This is a genomic window from Thermus antranikianii DSM 12462 (genome assembly GCF_000423905.1).
Classification (GTDB): domain Bacteria; phylum Deinococcota; class Deinococci; order Deinococcales; family Thermaceae; genus Thermus; species Thermus antranikianii.
This window is the reverse complement of the sequence record NZ_AUIW01000006.1, coordinates 47,025-62,891: the sequence shown is the minus strand read 5'-3', so window position 1 is coordinate 62,891 and position 15,867 is coordinate 47,025. Positions and strand designations below refer to the sequence as shown.

Annotated in this window: 16 protein-coding genes and 4 pseudogenes; 5 read left to right on the top strand and 15 right to left on the bottom strand. The window is 63.7% G+C overall.

Going from position 1 to position 15,867, the window contains the following annotated elements; all coding sequences use genetic code 11:
• Positions 1-81: 81 nt before the first annotated feature.
• Genes G584_RS0106805 through G584_RS0106790 form a run of 4 tightly spaced genes read left to right on the top strand, consistent with a single transcriptional unit; the run spans position 82 to position 3,649 of the window.
• Positions 82-912 carry a phosphatidate cytidylyltransferase gene (locus G584_RS0106805; protein WP_028493949.1) on the top strand — a complete coding sequence of 277 codons (831 nt, stop codon included), beginning with the start codon at positions 82-84 and terminating at the stop codon, positions 910-912.
• Positions 909-2,012, top strand: coding sequence for a 1-deoxy-D-xylulose-5-phosphate reductoisomerase (dxr, locus tag G584_RS0106800; protein WP_028493948.1), 1,104 nt, complete (start codon positions 909-911; stop codon positions 2,010-2,012). Before G584_RS0106805 ends, dxr begins: the two co-directional genes overlap by 4 nt.
• Positions 2,009-3,019: a M50 family metallopeptidase gene (locus G584_RS0106795; protein WP_028493947.1), complete on the top strand. Its 1,011-nt coding sequence runs from the start codon at positions 2,009-2,011 to the stop codon at positions 3,017-3,019. Before dxr ends, G584_RS0106795 begins: the two co-directional genes overlap by 4 nt.
• On the top strand, positions 3,020-3,649 hold the full coding sequence (locus tag G584_RS0106790; RefSeq protein ID WP_028493946.1) for a glycosyltransferase family 2 protein: 630 nt from the start codon (positions 3,020-3,022) through the stop codon (positions 3,647-3,649).
• On the opposite strand, the gene G584_RS0106785 is transcribed toward G584_RS0106790, so the two are convergent.
• The 9 genes and pseudogenes from G584_RS0106785 to G584_RS12670 all read right to left on the bottom strand — a co-directional run bounded on the left by G584_RS0106785 (position 3,646) and on the right by G584_RS12670 (position 9,509).
• Positions 3,646-4,218, bottom strand: coding sequence for a hypothetical protein (locus G584_RS0106785; RefSeq protein ID WP_028493945.1), 573 nt, complete (start codon positions 4,216-4,218; stop codon positions 3,646-3,648). The two genes, G584_RS0106790 and G584_RS0106785, sit on opposite strands and share 4 nt — an antisense overlap.
• Before the next feature lie 4 nt (positions 4,219-4,222).
• Positions 4,223-5,008 carry a pyrroline-5-carboxylate reductase gene (gene proC, locus G584_RS0106780; RefSeq protein ID WP_028493944.1) on the bottom strand — a complete coding sequence of 262 codons (786 nt, stop codon included), beginning with the start codon at positions 5,006-5,008 and terminating at the stop codon, positions 4,223-4,225.
• Positions 5,005-6,204 (bottom strand): RsmB/NOP family class I SAM-dependent RNA methyltransferase, encoded by a 1,200-nt coding sequence (locus G584_RS0106775; RefSeq protein WP_028493943.1) that lies wholly within the window; start codon positions 6,202-6,204, stop codon positions 5,005-5,007. Before G584_RS0106775 ends, proC begins: the two co-directional genes overlap by 4 nt.
• Entirely contained in the window at positions 6,201-6,473 is a 273-nt protein-coding gene (locus G584_RS0106770) for a stage V sporulation protein S (RefSeq protein ID WP_003044778.1), read from the bottom strand. Before G584_RS0106770 ends, G584_RS0106775 begins: the two co-directional genes overlap by 4 nt.
• Before the next feature lie 91 nt (positions 6,474-6,564).
• Positions 6,565-7,252 (bottom strand): annotated as a pseudogene (locus tag G584_RS12055) (integrase core domain-containing protein); the annotation flags it as partial.
• Positions 7,248-8,183, bottom strand: a complete 936-nt coding sequence (locus G584_RS0106760; RefSeq protein ID WP_418954024.1) for a transposase — start codon at positions 8,181-8,183, stop codon at positions 7,248-7,250. The pseudogene G584_RS12055 and the gene G584_RS0106760, both read right to left, overlap by 5 nt.
• Before the next feature lie 103 nt (positions 8,184-8,286).
• A pseudogene (locus tag G584_RS13095) lies at positions 8,287-8,583 on the bottom strand (helix-turn-helix domain-containing protein); the annotation flags it as partial.
• A gap of 146 nt (positions 8,584-8,729) precedes the next feature.
• A pseudogene (locus G584_RS12050) lies at positions 8,730-9,300 on the bottom strand (transposase); the annotation flags it as partial.
• Positions 9,288-9,509: a hypothetical protein gene (locus G584_RS12670; protein WP_015717266.1), complete on the bottom strand. Its 222-nt coding sequence runs from the start codon at positions 9,507-9,509 to the stop codon at positions 9,288-9,290. The gene G584_RS12670 and the pseudogene G584_RS12050, both read right to left, overlap by 13 nt.
• On the opposite strand from G584_RS12670, the gene G584_RS12835 reads away from it, so the two are divergent.
• A complete protein-coding gene (locus G584_RS12835) occupies positions 9,492-9,704 on the top strand; it encodes a helix-turn-helix domain-containing protein (protein ID WP_015717267.1) in 213 nt (70 codons plus the stop codon). The genes G584_RS12670 and G584_RS12835 overlap by 18 nt on opposite strands.
• Positions 9,705-10,004: 300 nt before the next feature.
• Here G584_RS12835 and G584_RS0106740 read toward each other — a convergent pair whose 3' ends face one another.
• The 6 genes and pseudogenes from G584_RS0106740 to G584_RS0106715 form a co-directional block, all read right to left on the bottom strand.
• Entirely contained in the window at positions 10,005-11,597 is a 1,593-nt protein-coding gene (locus G584_RS0106740) for an outer membrane protein assembly factor BamB family protein (protein ID WP_028493940.1), read from the bottom strand.
• Positions 11,598-11,672: 75 nt separating this feature from the next.
• A complete protein-coding gene (locus G584_RS0106735) occupies positions 11,673-12,935 on the bottom strand; it encodes an MFS transporter (protein ID WP_028493939.1) in 1,263 nt (420 codons plus the stop codon).
• Positions 12,936-13,025: 90 nt separating this feature from the next.
• Positions 13,026-13,847, bottom strand: a complete 822-nt coding sequence (locus G584_RS12365; RefSeq protein ID WP_157626389.1) for a C1 family peptidase — start codon at positions 13,845-13,847, stop codon at positions 13,026-13,028.
• Positions 13,824-14,893 (bottom strand): annotated as a pseudogene (locus G584_RS0106725) (integrase core domain-containing protein); the annotation flags it as partial. The pseudogene G584_RS0106725 and the gene G584_RS12365, both read right to left, overlap by 24 nt.
• 77 nt (positions 14,894-14,970) lie before the next feature.
• A complete protein-coding gene (locus tag G584_RS0106720; protein WP_015717586.1) occupies positions 14,971-15,408 on the bottom strand; it encodes a type II toxin-antitoxin system RatA family toxin in 438 nt (145 codons plus the stop codon).
• A gap of 9 nt (positions 15,409-15,417) precedes the next feature.
• The gene (locus G584_RS0106715) at positions 15,418-15,858 is read right to left on the bottom strand and encodes a regulatory protein RecX (protein ID WP_028493937.1); all 441 of its coding nucleotides are present in this window, start codon (positions 15,856-15,858) and stop codon (positions 15,418-15,420) included.
• Positions 15,859-15,867 lie beyond the last annotated feature (9 nt).

Sequence of the window (15,867 nt, the reverse complement as noted above, 5' to 3'; positions counted from 1 at the left end):
GACCCACCTTTTGTCTGCTGTGGACGGTTTGCCCAAATCTCATGGGCCCCTTACCCAGGGGCCCACGGGGAAGGAGGGGTGATGGAGGGCAGGGACGACCTGCCCACCCGGGTCCTCTCCGCCCTGGTAGGGGTTCTTTTGCTCCTATGGGTGCTCTGGGGGGGAGTCGCCCTAATCCTGCCCACCCTGGTTTTCGTCCTGTGGCTGGGGAGCTTAGAGCTTAGGGACATGCTGGCCAAGAGGGGCATCCGCTTGAACCTGCCCTTCCTGGTGGGCGGAGGGGTACTCCTCTTCCTCTTCTCCTTGCCCCAGCTCTACTGGCACTTCCCCCAGGTGCCCTGGCGGGAGGTGGCCCTGGGGCTTTTCCTGCTGGGCAGCTTCAGCCATGAGCTGCTCAAGGGAGCCGACCTTACCCGTTTCGCCTTCACCCTCATGGCCTTTTTGTACCTGCCCTGGAGTCTAGGGTATGTTCTCCTCCTGCGGGAGATCCCGGACAGCACCCTGGGCCTTTGGACCCTTTCCCTGCCCCTGGTGGCCAGCTTCGCCACCGACATCGGTGCCTACTTCGTGGGCCGGACCCTGGGCCGGCAAAAGCTGGCCCCGGAAATCTCCCCCGGTAAGACGGTGGAAGGCTCTCTGGGGGGGATTGCGGTAAGCTTCCTGGCCCTGGCCCTCTACACCGGGCTGGTGCGGGAGGTCTTCCCCTTCGGCCTATTGGAACTTTGGCTTTTCAGCCTCCTCCTTTCCCTGGCCGCCCAGCTTGGGGACCTGGTAGAGTCCATGTTGAAGCGGTACTGTGGGGTGAAGGACTCGGGGCACTTCCTTCCCGGGCACGGAGGCCTTCTGGATAGGATCGATAGCCTTCTCTTCACCTTTCCCCTCACCTACTTTTTGGTGGTGCTCTTCACATGAAACGGGTGGTGATCCTGGGCTCCACGGGTTCCATAGGGCGGCAGGCCCTCGAGGTGTGCCGCTGGCGGGGCTACCAGGTGGTGGGGCTTGCCGCCGGGCAAAACCTGGAGGAGCTCTCCCGCCAGATCCAGGAGTGGAGGCCCCTTCTGGTGGCCGCCCACGAAAGCCTCCACAGGGAGCTAAAGGCTCGCTTCCCCGGGCTAAGGCTTGGCACTCCGGAAGAGGTAGCGTCCCTGGAGGCGGAGGTGGCCGTGGCCGCCATTCCGGGCCTCGCAGGGCTTGCCCCTACCTGGGCCGCGGCCAGAACAGGAAAGCGCCTGGCCCTGGCCAACAAGGAGGCCATGGTGGCGGCGGGGCCCCTCCTCTGGCAGGAGGTGGAAGCCCAGGGGGCCGAGATCCTCCCCGTGGACTCCGAGCACTCGGCGCTTTTCCAGGCCCTTTTAGGGGAGAGGCGGGAAGATGTGGCCGAGCTCATCCTCACGGCAAGCGGAGGACCCTTCCTGCGGGAGCCCGAGGACCTCTCCCAGGTCACCCCAGCCATGGCCTTAAACCATCCCCGCTGGCGCATGGGCCCTAAGGTGACGATAGACTCGGCCACCCTCTTCAACAAGGGCCTCGAGGTCCTCGAGGCCAAGGAGCTTTTTCGCTTTCCCCTGGAGAAGATCAAGGTCCTGGTTCACCCCCAGGCCTATGTCCACGGCCTGGTCCGCTTCGTGGACGGTAGCCTCAAGGCCCAACTTGGCCCCACGGACATGCGCCTTCCCATCCAGTACGCCCTCACCTACCCCGAAAGGGCGGAAACCCCTTTGCAGAACCTCCCCTTCCCTGGGGTGCTGGAGTTCTTCGAGCCGGACCTCAACCGCTTCCCCGCCCTGGCGGTGGCCTACGAGGCGGGAAGGCGGGGCGGGGTGGCCCAGGTAGCGGTTTCCGCCGCCGACGAGGTGGCGGTGGAGGCCTTTCTTTCCGGAAAGATTCCATTTACCGAGATCCCAAAGATCCTGGCCCGGGTCCTGGAAAACACCCCTTCCCTTCCCCTAACATGGGAGAACCTCTTCGCCGTGGATGCCTGGGCCCGGGAAGAGGCCAAGAGGTGGGCATGAGCCTGTTCTGGTTTTTGATCATCATCGGCGTGAGCATCTTCGTGCACGAGCTGGGACACTACCTGGCGGCACGGGCCCAAGGGGTGCGGGTCAAGGCCTTCAGCCTGGGCTTCGGCCCGATCCTTCTAAGGCGGCAGGCCTGGGGAACGGAGTGGCGGCTTTCTGCCATTCCCCTGGGGGGGTACGCGGACATCGAAGGCCTCCTCCCCGAGGAGCGGGGCCGGGGATACGATGCCCTTCCCTTCCTGGGAAAGCTTTTGGTCCTGGTGGCCGGGGTCGTCATGAACGTCCTCCTGGCCTGGGGACTCCTCGCCTACCTCTTCAGCGCCCAAGGGGTGCCGGAGGCCACGGGAAGGGCGGTGATCCTGGAGGTCCTGCCGGGGAGCGTGGCGGAAAGAGCGGGGCTACGGGCCGGCGACATCCTGGTGGCCGTGGACGGGACACCCCTCGCCCAAGCCCAGGGGATTGAACGGGTGAAGACTCCAGGCAACCACACCCTCACCGTGCGCCGCCAAGGACAGGAGCTCACCCTCTCCCTCACCTGGCAGGAAGGCATGGAGCGGCTTGGGGTGGTGTACCAGCCCGAGGTAGCCTTCCGCAAGGTAGGTTTCCTCGAGGGCCTTAGCCTGGCGGTGAGCCGCTCCTTGGCCTTCGGCCCCCAGATGGCGAAGGCCCTGGTGGGAGGGCTTTTAGGGGTGCTGGCCGGAAACCCGGATAGCGGGGTGGTGGGCCCCTTGGGCATCGTGGCGGAAACGGGCCGGGCAGCCCAAGAGGGGCCTTTCCGTCTCCTGGAGCTTACCGTGGCCATCAACCTCTCCCTGGCCCTTTTCAACCTTTTGCCCATCCCTGCCCTGGATGGCGGGCGTATTCTCCTCCTCTTCCTCTCCCGTTTCCTCCGCATTCGCCCCGAGCAGGAGGCCATGGTCCACTACCTGGGCTTCGTCTTCCTCATCCTCCTGGTCATCCTGGTCACCTTCCAGGACCTAAGGAGGCTTCTCGGGGGCTAGATGGAGGCCACGGTCCTCATCCCTGCCTACAACGAGGAGGCCACCATCGCAGGGGTGGTGCAGGTGGCCAAAGAGGCAGGTTTCCCCGTGGTGGTGGCCGACGACGGCTCAAAGGACCGCACCGCCCAGGAGGCCGCCAGGGCTGGAGCCCAGGTGGTGCGCCTGCCCCACAACCGGGGTAAGGGCGGGGCCATCGCCGAAGGGCTCAAACGGGTAAACACCCCCTTGGTCCTCCTCCTGGACGCGGATCTTCTGGGTCTTGCCCCGCACCATTTGGAGTCCCTGCTGGCCCCCGTGGCAGAGGGGAGGGCGGAGATGACGGTGGGCGTCTTCCAAGGGGGAAGGCTTTCCACGGATCTCGCCATGCGCCTTACCCCCTTTCTCTCCGGACAGCGGGCCCTGAAGACGGAGGATTTGCGAGGGGTGCCGGGCCTCGAGAACGCCCGCTACGACCTGGAGCTCCTCCTCACCCGGCACGCTAAAAAAGCGGGCTGGCGGGTCCTCTACCTGCCCCTTCCTGGGGTGAGCCAGGTGATGAAGGAGGAAAAGCGGGGACTTCTACCGGGATTTCTCCACCGCCTGCGCATGTACCGGGAAATCCTGCGCTACTACCTCAAGGCCAAGGCTTAGGGCCCCTGCCTGGGCATAAGGGCCTCTGGGAACCTTAAAAGCTCCACCCAGGCCTCCCCGGTGCGGTAGGCCACCACCCCGAGGCCCGGAACCAGGAAGATCTCCTTGAGGTCCGTACCCCCTTTCTCCGTGGTGTAGGCCACCCGCACCCGGTAGGCGTTGAAGGCCCCGGCCTTCACCCTTACCCCTTCGATTCCCTCCACCCGGGCGAAAAGGGCCACCCGTTGCCCGCGAAACCGGGCGCTTCCCCCCCAGGAAAGCCCCAGGTCCAGCCTCGAGGGGTAGAGCATAAGGGGGGGCGAAAAGGGAAAGTACCCTTCAGGCAGACCCACCCCCAGGAGAAAAAGCCCCTCGGTTCCCCCTTTGAGCCGGTCCTCCCGGAACACGCGCCCCTCCTTCCAGTAGCGGAGGCGATACCCCTCCTGGGTGGGGAGGAGCTCCTGCTGGGTGCCATCGGAGTACAGGTACCGTCCCCCTCCCTGAGGAAAGACCTGGCCCAGGGCCAGGGAAAGGAAAACCGGCACCGCCCAGAGGAACCGCCAAAGCCCCCCGCCCTTAGCGCTTCCCATACCCTTACTCCGCCTCTCCCAGCTCGTGCCCGCGCCGGGTGGCGGCCTCCACCGCCTCGTAGAAGGCAGCTCTCAAGGAGCGGGCCTCGAGGGCATGGAGGCCGTAAATGGTGGTCCCCCCGGGGCTCGCCACCTCATCTTTGAGCTGGGCGGGATGGCGGCTTTTCAAGAGCTCCCCTGTGGCCGCCAAGGCCTCCGCCGCCAGGCGCAGGGCCAGGGCCCGGGGCATACCCATCTTCACTCCAGCGTCGGCCAAAGCCTCCGCCACCACCGCCAAATAGGCGGGGGCAGAGGCGGACATGGCGGTAAAAGGATCGAAGAGGTGCTCGGGGATCTCGTACACATCCCCCACGGTGGCAAAAAGGGACCGGGCAAAGTCCAGGTCCCCTGCCTCCCGGGCCTCCCTTAAGGCGGTAAGGGCGGTGGAACTCTCACCGATCACCGCCGCCAGGTTGGGCATGGCCCGCACCACCCGCCGGGTGTCCAGCCTGCGGGAAAGCACCGCCGTGGATACCCCGGCCATGATGGAGATGTATCCCACCCCAGGGTGGGCGATCTCCGGGGCCAGATGGGGAAAATCCCGGGGCTGGACGGCCAAAAGCACCCGCTCCGCCTGGGCGAGTTCCTTAAGCGCCAAAGGACGAAGGCCAAAGGCCTCGGCCAGCTCCCGGGTGCGCTCCGGGGTGCGGCCCACCACTCCCACCTCCTCGGGCCTGAGGAAACCCCGGTCCAAGGCTCCCTTCAGGATGCTTTTCCCCATCTTGCCCAGGCCCACAAACGCCAGCTTCATGTTCTAGAGTTTACCTTCCGCAGGCGCAGGTAATAAAACCCATCCAGGCCTCCCTCCGGGGCCACATAGACACCCAGGCCCGATCGAAGCACGGGAAAGGGGCAGGCTATGGGCTCCGGCTCAAACTCCGGGTGCCGGGCAAGAAAGGCCCGGGCCACCCCCTCTCCTTCCTCCTCCGTCAGGGTGCAGACGCTATAGACCAGCACTCCCCCTTCCTCCGTGGCCCGGGCGGCGGTCTCCAGGAGCTTAAGCTGCAACTCCGCCATGCGCTTCGGGTCTTCTGGAGCCAGGCGGTAGCGCAGCTCGGGATGGCTTCGGAAAGTGCCGGTTCCGGTGCAAGGAGCGTCCAGAAGAACTCTTTTGGCCTTCTCGGGAAGGGGTTCCATCAGGTCCTGGGTGCGGTAGGCCACCCTTAGGCCCAGCTTCCTCGCCGTCCTCTTCCCCGCCTCCTGGCGCCTGGGGTTCAGGTCGTAAGACACCACCTCCGCCCCCTTGGCGGCCAAGTAAAAGGCCTTAAGCCCTGCACCCCCGCACAGGTCCAGCACCTTTTCCCCGGGGGCAGGGTTTAGAAGCTGGGCGGCAAAGAGGGAAGCGGGGTTTTGGGGCTGGAGGCCTAAAGCGGAAAAGTCGGTTTTTCCCTCCTCCCAGAGGTAGCTATCGGGGATGGGTCCCGGCTTCAACCCCTCCACGGAGCGGTAAGCGGTGACGAAGAGGGGAGCGGGTTCGTTGAAACCCTCGGCGAAGGCCACCTGGCCGAAGAATCCTTGCCAGGCTTGGCAAAGCCAGTCGGGCAGGCTGAGGCGCACGCACTCCGGGGCCTCCCGCAGGCTCAAACGACGGAGCACGGCGTTGACCAAGCCGGCCAGGGGGGGAAAAACCCTCTTGGCCTCCTCCACCCAGGGGCTCACCCGGGCATGGTCCGCTTTGCCCAAAAGCCACTCCCAGGTCCCCAGGCGCAGGATCCAGCGCACCTGGGGAGGAAGCCTATCCGGCTTTCTGAGGTGGGGCTCCAAGAGAAAGTCCAAATACCTCAAGCGGCGCAGGGCCCCATACACCAGGTGGGTGGCATAGGCTTTATCCCGCTCGGGCCAGGACAGACGGTCCAGAGCTCGGTCCAGAAGCAATTGGGCCCTGCCGCCCCGCTCCACCTCGAGGAGGATGCGAACGGCCAGGGCCCTGGGGGTTCCGGACCTCAAGACTCCAGGGGATGGGCCTTGATGCTGAACTTAAGGGCGGTCCGTTCCTCGTTCTCCAACTCCAGCTTCACGAAGGCTGGCTTGACCACCAGGTCCAGGTTGTCGGGGGCGATGTACCCCCGAGCGATGGCGATGGCCTTCACCGCCTGGTTCACCGCCTGAGGCCCGATGGCCTGCACCTCCACCTCCCCCTTGGTGCGCAAGAGCGCTGCGATGGCACCGGCCACGGAGTTAGGGCGGGACTTGGAAGACACGCGCAACGTTTCCACTTTGACCTCCTGAAAGCTCTTGGGCCACCCTGCTTTGGAAGAACATGGGCGGCTTCAGGCCCATGGTAGAGCAAAAGGGCCCCATGTGCAACTAGGTGTAGTCGGCCAACACATCTGAGACTCCTGGGGGACCGACTCCCTCCGCATCTTAGCCAGGTATTCCAAAGGGGCCAAACCCCCTAGAGCCCGGTGCGGCCTCCGCCGATTGTAGTAGTCCAGGTAAGCGTTAAGCTCCCTCTGGAGCTCAGGAATCCCAGACGGCAACGACCGGGTGTAGAACTCGTCCCTGAAGGTCCGTTGTATGCGCTCCACGTGACCGTTGAGCTTGGGGCTCCTGGGAGGCAGCACGAAGAGCCGGATGCCCAACCCCTCGCAGGCCTTTTCAAACCCGGCCATGAACTCAGCCCCCCCGTCCACCTGGATGGCCGGATGGGAAAGGGCGCTTGCGCAATCAGGTAGGCCAGGAAGCCGGCCGCAAGGTCGGCCGTAGCCCGGGTGTGCACCTCCGCCAGCGCAAAGCGGGTGGCAAGGTCCACGGCCGAGAAGTGCCGGATCATCTCCCCGGGTCCTAGGGTGACGGTGAAGGTGTCCACCTGGATGAGGTCGCCCGGCGCTTGGGCCTCGTAGCCCTTGGGCTTCCTTTGGGCGTAGGGACGCCGGGGTTTCCTCCTTGCCTTCCCCCGCCGGGCCCGCGCCGAAAAGGCAGCCACGCTCGCCACCCTCCCTAGCCTCTCCAGGTAGGCCAGGATGCGCCCCACCGTGCGCTCGCTCACCTCAAAACTTGCACCTCCCGCATATCCCGCATAAACACGCATCTTCTACCCCTTTCCCTGGAGGTGGAGGCCAGAGCCCCAGGAGCGAGAGCTCGCGCGAAAGGATCAGGGCCACCGGCTCAGGAAAGAGCCGTCTCGCCGCCTCCCACCAGGTACACCCTTTCTCCTCAGAGGCCAGCTTTACCCAGTGGGCCAGCAGGTAGGCCAGGGGGGAAAGCACCAGAAAACGGTGCACCCCCAAAGCTGTCCGCTGCCCAAACTGACCCAGGGAGAACTCGCTTTTCATGGCCTTGAAGAAGTGCTCGATGCTAAACCGCCGCATCCCTACCACCGCCTCCAATCCCAGCTCCCTGACCCCCCGCAAAAACCGGATGGTGCCGAATGCGGTATCGGCCACCACCCGCACCCGGAAGGCCTTCCGCATCCAAGGGGGCAGGGAGGCTAAGAGCCTGAGGGCCAGGAGGGAGAGGCTCTTTTCCCCCTTGCCCCGCCATACGCGGTAGCTCCAGGGGATGCGGAGCTCGCCGTGGACCAGGTAGACCACCCCCAGGTGGAGGCCCCACTTGCCGTGGAAGAAGGAGAGAGGCAGGGCCCTGAGGAGGCCCCGCTTCTCCAGGGTGACCAGGTCCAGGACCACCAGGAGCCTGGGCTTGGAACCCCGTCTGGGCCTGGCGCGGTCCAGGGCCCTTTCCGCCTCCCTTCGGGCGAGGCGGATGAGGGTGCGGGTGGGCCAGGCATACCGGTTGAAGAAGCGGGAGAGGGCGGCTGCTTTCCCGTGAGGGAAACACCTTGCGGGGGACTTGGTCTGGCTGTGCTGGGGTCTGGCTTTGCCGTGGCCCTGCAAGAGCAGGAGGAGGAGGGCTTCGAGGGACTCCTGGAGGTGGGGGCTTGGCAGAAGGGCTAGGATGGCCGAGAGTAGGTACTGGGCTGTGGGCATGGCACCCGTCATCAGACGGGAAACCCGCAGCCCTTTTCAAGTGCCCCGGTTGCATAGGGTTGAGAGGGATGGATAAGTGCAAGTTTTGAGTCACCCCAAAGCCCTCCTTCCTCAAAGCCTCCACCTTCAGGAGAAGCTCAGGAGTCCAGTGTCGCTTCCGCCGCAAGCGTTTGGGGCGCCTGGACCTGGGGACCAAACCCTTGAGCCCCTCTTCCTTGAGCCTCCTCTTCCAACGGTGGTAGGTGGCCCGGCTGAGGCCCACCAGGTCCTGGACCTCTTCCCAGTCCACCCCGTGGCGGCGTAGGGTCTCCACCTGCTTGAGCTTGCGCAGGCGTTCCTTGACTTTGGGGTCGCCGGCTTGAGCCTCGGCGAGCTGGAAGGCGAGCTTGGCCCCTCTTATGACCTCTTTGCTAACTGTGGCAAGCTGCGCTTGGGGGACCTCCTTTCGGAGTCGGTCCCCCTCCTTTTTATCCCATCCCGGGTCTCTAGAGTCTCACATGTTGAGTCTCACATGTTTCTGTCCGGGCTCAGGCCCCCTGGGCTTGCCTAGTAAATTGGCTTGAACCCCTTGGGAACAGGGGTGAGGGTAAGGAGGATCCGGAGGTCATAGGCGATGGCCTCCAGGAAGATCCGCTTCATCGCCGAAGAGGGCTTGCGCTCCATCAAGTAGCCCCCGGCCCACCGGCTCTTCATCCCCCCAAACACCCCCTCCACCACTCCACGAAACCGATACAGCGCATCCTCCCAGTGGAAAGCCGCCCAACGCCGCACTGCATCCCGGACCTCCCCCTTCTCCCGCAACCGGATCAGGGGCCGCACCCCAAGCCCCTTCACCACCCGCCAAACCTCCTCCCCGTCAAATCCCGCGTCCCCCAAAAGCACCCCACCCTCCCGACCAAACCGCCGCAACCCTCGGCCCAAGCCGGGGGTCCGAGGCATACCCTGGCCCCACCCAAACCCCCTCCAGAACCAGAAGCCTTAGCCCCCTCCACCATCGGGCAAGGGCCCAGAGCCTCCCATGCCCTCGCACCCGCCGCGCCTCCTGTCCCCTGCGCCACCGGGGGAGGCGGTCCTTGCTTCGGTAGGGAAGCCCCGTGGTGTCCCTTAGGCGAAAGGGCCCGCCTCATCCTCCCGGGAAAGCCTTTCCTCAGGTCTCGCCCGGAGCTTTTGCAGTAGGGCCTCCAGCATGGCCTCGTCCAGGTAGCGGTGGGCAAACCAGACCAGGGACTGGTGGGAAGGCGGGGGCTCGGGAAAGAGATCCTGGGCCCAGGCCTGGGTGGCGTGGTAGGTGATACCCTTTTTACCCCCATGACCGTCGTTGATCACCTGACCCTCCCCCAGCTCCAGCAACGGATCAAGAAGGCTCTGGCGGCGTACCACGCCAAGCAGGGCCTCACCGCCCAGGAGGTGGCCGCCATCGCCCTCCATACCTCCCGCTGGGTTTGCGCCACCGTGGCCCGCTACAACCGGGAGGGCCTCGAGGCCCTCCCGGATAGGAGGCACGACAACCGCCAAAGCTGACCCCAGAAGAACGGGAGAGGGTTCTGCAGGCCCTCATCTACCGCCAAGGCCTCCCGCCTGAAGGCGGCTTGTGGACGGGGCTCAAGCTGCAACGCTGGGTGGCGGAGGCGCTGGGGAAGGAAGTCTCTCTCTACCCCATCTACCGCCTCCCTATCTACCTGCACGCCCTGGGCCTGAGCCTTCTGGTGGACACCCGGGTGATGGGCTTACTGCAGGGGCTAAGGGCCTGGCTGAGGGCGGGGGAGGTAAAAGCGGATCCTAGGGGCCATGTAAAATCGAGGCGAGTTTTCCCGTTGACCTTTACGACGGCTTCTTAGCTCGCACATCGCGGGCGCCTGCGTGGGAAATTCGCATTGCCACGCCAGACCACTTGTGGTGTGGGTCCACCTGCCACGTTTCCACCAGATAGTCCGCCATCTCCTTGACGTGCTGCTGGGACACCTTCAGCCCAAAATGCCCAAGCAGCATCGACAACGCGGCAGCACCGCTGGCAGTTGGCTCGGCCTGGGGCTCAAAGATGAGATGTGAGACCCGCGCTTGCTGAGGTAACCCCAATGTAGGCACACGGTTCATTCCGAGATCGACGAGAATCGTGTTCCAGATGAGCTTATCCTGGCGCCACAGTGCCACAGGGAGGGCGTACTTTCCGATGCGCTTGCCGGGGGCGAGCGCAATGCGAAAGTAAGCCCGATCTGCCCGACGAACAGGACGAATCACCGCATCCGCCCCCAGGGGCCGTCCATCGAGCCAGAGGTCTGTAACCAAAGGTGGAACCCGGAAGGAAATCTGAATTTCCCAATCGTTAGCTTGGATTTCAAGATCGGCGAGGTTTTGGTCCGCCATGCTGGTGGGATCGGCCACCGCCAGGTCCACCGCGAAGAGATAGCCCGTGAACGGGGGATCCCCACCGCCCACGAATACATGAGTTCCGGAGGGAACGGGGGCGGAGTAGGGGCCATGACCCACCGCAACTTGTGCCACGGACGACCCGTTGGACGGGTCGATGGCCTCGAGGACACCACCACCCAGGACGATCAGAAGTCCAGCCGCCAGGGCTGGAGGGGCCCAGATCCCCTCCGCGTACAATTGCCGCTCCCACAACCGGGCCCCCGTGTGCAGGCTGTAAGCGAGAATGGAGCCCCCGAGTGTGGTGACGTAGACACGTTCCCCATCCGTAAAGGCAGCGCTGCGAATCGTGACCTCCCCCACGTGATCTGTCCACAATACCTGCCCCGTGGCGCATGCGAAGCAGGTAACTGTGCCGTCGAGCGATCCGATCACGATACGGTCGGCGCCCACGGCAGGTCCGGCCGTTTCCGACGACACAACTCCGGTCTTACCAATTGGCCGTTTCCACTCAAGACTGACGGGTGCTCCCGTGTCGTCTAGGGAGACGCAGTACAGGTAATTGTTTGACGGTTCCGCACCCAAGACAAACAACAAAGGATGGGAGTCAATAAGGGAGACGCAGGGGTTGCCGAACAGAAATGTTCGCCCCACCTGGAACCTTCGTGTTTCCCGCCCATCTTCTTTGTTGACGGCGATGATAGAGTCTCCAGCACATAGGTAGACCATGTCTTTAAAAAGAACCGGGCCGCTCCTGATCCGCCACGGTGTTTTCCATGCCCACTGCAGGTCTCCGTTCTCGACGTTTAGGGCAGCCAACCCGGACTGGCCCCAGAGCATGTAAAGCCTCGATCCGTCCGTTGCTGGACGTCCGTAGCCGCCGGCAGGGAGAGCTAACTTCCACCTGAGCTCCCCGTCGTGGGAGCGGCAGGCCATCACCTCGTACTGGTGTACCGTCCGGTTATATGCCACGATCATGACTTTGTCGCCAGCCAGAACAGGATACCGTGGGACTCCTTGGATGTACTGGATCCACCGCAGCTTCATCTTTGTATCACCTCCTCTTTGTAGCTTCTCCTCGCAGTCTCTCCCCAACCCGGATGGCCCTATTGGAACCCCACCTCATCGGTTTTTCTCTCGCGCACCCCGCACCCTGAGCTGGAGCAAGAGCGCCGCGATGAGAACAGTTATAGAACCCCCCACGATCAAGAACGTTTGCACGCCGAACGTTTGGAGAACAGAACCGGCACTCAGGAACACGACCGCGGGGACGATCCGTAGGGCCGTAAACTGGGCAGCAAAGGCCCGGCCCAGGACATCCGAAGGAAGGGTCCGCTGCAGAATGCTGGAGGTGTAGACCGAAACCAATTCGGCCGTCAGACCGATAAGCGTCATCGCCAGCAGCCCCCACTCCAGTGCCCTCACGAAGCCCAGGGAAACAACCAGGAGGCCGAACAGGACCGTGGCAAGCCCAGACAATCGGCCCTCGTCCATGCGTCCGACCAGCAGAGCGGCTATCAGGGTGGCAACGATGGCCCCGAGCGCCATCGCTCCGGTGAGGAGCCCATAGCCAGCGGCACCCTGGCGCAGGACCTCTTCAGAAATGACGGGAAGGGCTATTGCCAGGACCGGAATACCGACGTTGATCACCACCAGATCCGCCATGGCAAGCACAGCCGCGCTGTGGCGGCGCAGGATACCCACTCCACTCACAAAGTCCTGTAGTACCCTTGGCCGCCAGCCCCGCACCACTGGGGATCCCCCGTCTATGCCCCGGAGCGGCAACAACAGAGCCGCGGACGCGAAAGTCAAGGCGGCATTCGCCAGGAACGTGTACGCCGGGCCCAGCCAGGCCAAGAGTAGGCCGGCCATGACCTTGCCCAAGATGTCGCACAGGTTGCGGCTCAACCTGATGAGCGCGTTGGCGCGCGTTAAGTCAACCTGGTCCACGAGGGCCGGAATAGCAGCCCCGGCTGCCACGGTAAGAAAACTGGCGGTGACCGCATGGGCCACCACCGCGAGATACAGGTGCCACACCTGGAGGCTACCCAGGAGGGACAGCCCAGTCACAGCCAGACCGAGCAGTGCCCGGCAACCCTCCGAAACGAGCATCGCTCTTTTTCTGGAAGCGGCGTCCACGTAAACGCCAGCAAAGGGAGCTAGCAGCAGTGAAGGGACAACCTGGAGGGCAAAGGCCAGTCCGAGTTGTAGGGTGCTGCCCGTCAGCTGAAACACCAGCCACGGGACGGCGATGGAGAATACATTCTCGCCAATGCGGGACAGGGTCCTGCTGATGAAAAAGTACGAGAATGGGAGTTCTCGGGTGAGAAGTACTAGCCCTAACCTAGCCTTCAAGGCCTTCAAGGTGGCGATGGCTTTATGCATAAAACGCCCCCGCAGAGGCTAGTGTTTGAGGAAGCATGGCCTCCGTGAGATGACGGAATAGGGGATACGGTAAGGCTATGCGCTACCTGGCTAGACCATGGCCCGCTCAATAGCAGTGATACGATGACGGGAGACGACCCGGATGGTCTCCTTCCAGTCTCGCAACCAGAGGGAGCGGATGACAAGATCAATCTCTGCCGTAATCTCGCCGTTTACAGGGTCTTCCAAGATCACGGGAATAACCACGGAGCGTGTTTCCCCCGGCTGCAGCTGGCCAAGGCTTATCTGGTCCCCGTCCGTGTCCAGCTGCAAGCCTTTTGGCACGGTCAGCGTCAGGAATGCCTCCTCTGCAATAAAGGTCCGGAAGAGAGGCTCGGGACAAGAATACGTGACGTTGCATTGGAGTGCATCCACGCCGTCGAACTGGATTTCCACATTCGGCAAGACACCGGTAATCACAGCGTCTCTAGTGCAGTCCACGGCAAGGAGGCCAAGTTCACGGTAGCCGATACGCCACTCTCCGCCCCTGCTTCCCCCCCAGTGGCTTTGATCCCACGGGTCGAGAAGGATGAATTCCTCGGCGGCGTCGTCATAGCCCACCACCAGCACCGCGTGCCCAGTGCGGTCGACTTCCTTCCGGAGGATGTCCTCCTCCATAGGGTAGTTCCACCCCGGATGCAGACGGACCAGAACAGGCAGGTTCTGGGCCACCAGTAAGCGGATATAGTTGACAAAGCGCTCGTGATAGGGGTCATGGTACATGAAGCATGGGAGCCCCGTCACCGCCAGCTCGCCAACCTTACTAACAACAATTCCAATATCCCTGGTCGGTGCGCTCATGGTTTTTTCACGCTCCTTTCTATCATTAAATATCCTGGTCTGAGGTCGTGTCAAGAGTTTGTAATCGGTCAATACATCTGAGACTGGGGGACCGACTCCGCTTGCATTTTAGCCAAGAACTCCAGGGGCGCCAGCCCCCCCAGGGCCATGTGGGGCCTGCGGTGGTTGTAGTACGCCAGATAAGCGTCCAGCTCGGCCTGCAGGCGCACAAGCCCCCTTGGCAAGGGCAGGGTATAAAACTCGTCGCGGAAGGTGCGCTGCATCCGCTCCACGTGCCCGTTGAGCTTCGGGCTCCGTGGGGGCAGCACAAAGAGCCGGATTCCCAGGCTCCGGCAGGCTTCCTCAAACTCGGCCATGAACTCGCTCCCCCCGTCCACCTGGACGGCCCGGATGGGGAAGGGGGCCTTGGTCACGAGGGCGGAGAGGAATCCCGCCGCCAGGTTGGCCGTGGCCCTGGTGTGCACCTGGGCCAGGGAGAAGCGCGTGACCAGGTCCAGGGCCGAGAAGTGCTTGACCACCTCCCCGGGCCCTAGGGTCACGGTGAGGGTGTCCAACTGCACCAGGTCCCCGGGCGCCCTGGCCTCGTATCCCCGGGGCTTCCTCTGGGCGTAGGGCCTCTGGGGTCTTGGCCTCCCCTTGCCCCGCCTCGCCCGGGCCAGGAAGGCGGCCACCCTTTCCACCCGCCCCCTGGCTTCCAGATGGGCGAGGATGCGGCCCACGGTGCGCTCGCTGACCTCAAAACCTCCCTTCCTCAAGCTCCACCAGATGGGCCAGCGGCCCCAGGTGGGGTTTTGTCTCCGCAAGTCCTCGGTGGCGATGAGGAGTTCGGAGGTCCAGTGCACCTTCCGCCGTAGGCGTTTGGGGCGTTTGGGTTTCGGAAGAAGGCCTTTAAGTCCTTCGTCCTTGAGCCTGCTCCGCCAGCGGTGATAGGTGGCCCGGCTGATCCCCACCAGGGCCTGGATCTCGGGCCAGCTCACCCCGTGCTTCCTGAACGCCTCCACCTGCTTGAGCTTGCGCAGCCGTTCCTGGACCAGGGGGTCGCCGGCCCCCGCCATCTCCAGCTCCTGGGCCTTCCTCGCTCCTCGCCAGATCGCTTTGCCAACCGTGGTAAGCTGCACTCGGGGGGCCTCCTTCCGGAGTCGGTCCCCCTCTTTTTATCCCAGCCCAGAGTCTCACATGTGTTTGTCCGGGTTCACTAGGAAGCCAGAACCCGCTCCTCAAGGCCCTTGAGAAGGCTCTCTATATTCTCCTGCATGAGCTTTTGCACGAGCTTCTGCAAAAGCCCCCCGAAGATGGGGATGGTGAGCTCATAGGTAAGGCTCAGGACCACCCGGGTCCCCTCCCCCTCCGGCAGGAAAACCCAAGTGCCCTCGTAGCGGTCAAAATCCCCTTCCGGAGAGTAGAAACGGTTCCTTAGGTTCTGGTCGTCCCACTCCTCCTCCTCCAACCAGCGCACCTTCTTGCCCATGGCCACCGCCACCCATTCGCTTCGGGTGCGGTTGCCCTCCTGGGAGAGCACCTTGAGGCTTTCCACCTCCTTAAGGTAGGGCTTTAAGCCCTCCAGGTCCTTGGCCAGGGCATACACCTTTTCCGCTGGCGCCTTGATCAAGCGTTCCGCGCGCACCTCGGGCATGGGCTCTTTTTACCCGCTTTCCTCCTCCTTGACAAGCCGGTAGGCCTCTAACGCCACGGAAAGGGGAAAACCCCGGCCCTGGAGGAACCGCACCGCCTTGGCCTTGTCCAGGCGGCGGGGGTAGCGGCGGAGGACTTTAAGCGCCGCCTCCAGGCTTTCCTCCTCCCCATAGGCGGCAAGGACTTCCTCCACCACCTCCTCCGGCACCCCTTGGGCTTTCAGGAGGAAGCGGAGCTTACGGGGACCGTACTTCCGCCTGGTGGCCACAAAGGTTTCCGCAAAGGCCCGGTCGTCCAAATAGCCCAGCTCCTCGAGGCGGGCCAGAGCTTCCTCCACCTCCCCTTCGGAAAAGCGGCCGAGAAGCTTCTCCCGCAGGCGGGCCCGGCTCATGGCCCTTTGGGAAAGGAGCCTTAAGGCATAGGCCAGGGCCTCGGCCTTTTCCATACCCATAGGGTACGC

Coding starts and splice junctions, on each gene's coding strand:
- G584_RS0106805 (WP_028493949.1), top strand. CDS start 82: ATGGAGGGCAGGGACGACCTGCCCACCCGGGTCCTCTCCGCCCTGGTA.
- dxr (WP_028493948.1), top strand. CDS start 909: ATGAAACGGGTGGTGATCCTGGGCTCCACGGGTTCCATAGGGCGGCAG.
- G584_RS0106795 (WP_028493947.1), top strand. CDS start 2,009: ATGAGCCTGTTCTGGTTTTTGATCATCATCGGCGTGAGCATCTTCGTG.
- G584_RS0106790 (WP_028493946.1), top strand. CDS start 3,020: ATGGAGGCCACGGTCCTCATCCCTGCCTACAACGAGGAGGCCACCATC.
- G584_RS0106785 (WP_028493945.1), bottom strand. CDS start 4,218: ATGGGAAGCGCTAAGGGCGGGGGGCTTTGGCGGTTCCTCTGGGCGGTG.
- proC (WP_028493944.1), bottom strand. CDS start 5,008: ATGAAGCTGGCGTTTGTGGGCCTGGGCAAGATGGGGAAAAGCATCCTG.
- G584_RS0106760 (WP_418954024.1), bottom strand. CDS start 8,183: ATGCCCACAGCCCAGTACCTACTCTCGGCCATCCTAGCCCTTCTGCCA.
- G584_RS12835 (WP_015717267.1), top strand. CDS start 9,492: ATGACCGTCGTTGATCACCTGACCCTCCCCCAGCTCCAGCAACGGATC.
- G584_RS0106740 (WP_028493940.1), bottom strand. CDS start 11,597: ATGAAGCTGCGGTGGATCCAGTACATCCAAGGAGTCCCACGGTATCCT.
- G584_RS0106735 (WP_028493939.1), bottom strand. CDS start 12,935: ATGCATAAAGCCATCGCCACCTTGAAGGCCTTGAAGGCTAGGTTAGGG.
- G584_RS0106720 (WP_015717586.1), bottom strand. CDS start 15,408: ATGCCCGAGGTGCGCGCGGAACGCTTGATCAAGGCGCCAGCGGAAAAG.
- G584_RS0106715 (WP_028493937.1), bottom strand. CDS start 15,858: ATGGGTATGGAAAAGGCCGAGGCCCTGGCCTATGCCTTAAGGCTCCTT.